The sequence below is a fragment of the Salinibacterium sp. genome, assembly GCF_031364185.1.
In the GTDB taxonomy this organism is placed as follows: Bacteria; Actinomycetota; Actinomycetes; order Actinomycetales; family Microbacteriaceae; genus Rhodoglobus.
On sequence record NZ_JANLVV010000071.1, the window covers coordinates 1 to 1845 of the forward strand.

Sequence of the window (1845 nt, forward strand, 5' to 3'; positions counted from 1 at the left end):
GACGTCAGACCCACCGGCCAGCTCCCGCCCCCACGCGAGAGCCTTCTGCGGCGTCGCGGCGATGAACTCGAAGCGGGTGCCATTGGCGAACTCGATCGGCGGGCGCTCCCGGTGCGTCAGCACCAGCACCGGCACGCGAAACGGCGGCTCATCGCCCCACCAACCCCGCCAATCCGGATCGCTCGGAAACGCATGCAGCCCGAACATCCCGGCGCCCATGATCTCCGCACCAACCCCGACGAAGTACGCCGCCGCGTAGCGATCGTCGACACCGGTCGTCCCCTCGCCCGACGTCTCGCCCAGCACCCGCTCGCGCATCGTCCTCGTGGCAAGGTAGTGCGCTACGAGCCTGCCCCAGTCCTCGCCCATCGGATTCTCGGGCGACTGATTAGCCGGCATCACAATGCCATCCAGCGAGAGGTTGAGGTCGATGCGAACCGTCATGGGGTCCCTCCGGAGTCTGGGTCTAGTCATTGACGTTGCCAGACCCGTGCGGCAAGGTCAACGCTGTTTGATGATGGATGCCGCGGCTGCGCGTCAGCGAAGATCGACGTCTCCGCGCCGCAAGTGTGAGTAACGAACCGCAGTACTTACACTTAGCCCGCTGGGCATGAGTTAGACGCAAGGCGATTGCTCCCCCCGGGCAAGCCAACTCAAATGTCATCTAACCGTGCAGCAGACCCGCCTGGTAGTTCATGTGCCTTTGTTCATCCTCACGGCCGCCCTCGCCTGGAGGCTGCCAAGCGGACACCCCCTCGCCTCTCGTCCCGCCACCATCTCGCAGCTGTTCGGCGTCGTCTTCGCCTACGCGAGCACACCACCGTTTAGCGAGCTGCAGCCATTCGTCCCGCTCGTCATTGCCGTGCAGGCAGCCGTCCTCGTCCTACTGTGGGTGCCACCGGCGTCCCGCGCCTTCTTCGTAGATCGCCCGATGTCCAGCCGATCCCGAAAACGCGCACCCCTCCGCGATTCCCGGGGTATGTCTCAGGCAGACCCTGAAAGACCCGCTTCGCCCCCCCACCATGGATCGAATCAACTAGTAATCTCGGTCGTGAAGTCGTCAGGTCACACGGGAGGAAGTTCGGCGTATTCGTCGATGATGATGCTTTTGCCGGGCTGTTGAACGCTTATATGGCCGGCGAGTCCACCGTCAACGCTGCGAAAGCGCGTCTTGCCCGAGGATACCCAGACGGCTCTGAGGTGCGAAGAGGCGGCCGCCGTTAATATTCTCCGAGACGGAGGCGTCGTCGCGGTACCTCCATTTGCGGTGGGCGAAGGCGGTGGCGAAATCCCGAAAATGCCCGCTTTCCCGGCGCAACACGCGCATTTGGTCTCGCGACTCCCCCCACGCCGAGGCGGGGCGACGGCGAGCCGCGCATCGTCAATGGATTCGGCGAGAATCTCGGCTCGCTGCGGCGCGATGAGTTCAGCATCCGCGGCGCCAGTCAACCCCAAGGGTCGCGTGACAAATCACGGAGTTTCACGGTGCCGACGCGCGTTGCGCTGCACTAGGTGGCCGGGTCTCTGTCATTTTTCCGTGACTGGCGACAGACCTGGGGGCAAGCGAGTCGATGGCGTTGCCTTGCTGATCGACGGCATGTCGGGATACGAGGCTTTGTCCCCACTGCGCACACGAGCAACGGGACGGCCCCGAAAGGGACCGCCCCGTTGCGTGTCTGCCTGGAGGCAGAACTACTACGGCAGAAGCACCGCGTCGATGACGTGGATCACGCCGTTGTCGCAGACGATATCAGCGGTGACGACAGTCGCGCCGTTGACCTTCACACCGTCTTTGAGGTCGAAGTGCAGCTCGGCACCGTTGACCGTGGCGGCAGCCATGCCGTC

The 1845-nt window shown here is 64.1% G+C and carries 2 protein-coding genes; both read right to left on the bottom strand.

The features are described from left to right. Positions 1-444, bottom strand: a 444-nt coding sequence (locus tag RMN95_RS03710) for a deaminase (RefSeq protein ID WP_309615613.1), incomplete at its 3' end; no start/stop codon positions are given. A gap of 1251 nt (positions 445-1695) precedes the next feature. Then, positions 1696-1839, bottom strand: coding sequence for a fasciclin domain-containing protein (locus RMN95_RS03715; RefSeq protein ID WP_309615614.1), 144 nt, complete (start codon positions 1837-1839; stop codon positions 1696-1698). Positions 1840-1845: the final 6 nt, after the last annotated feature.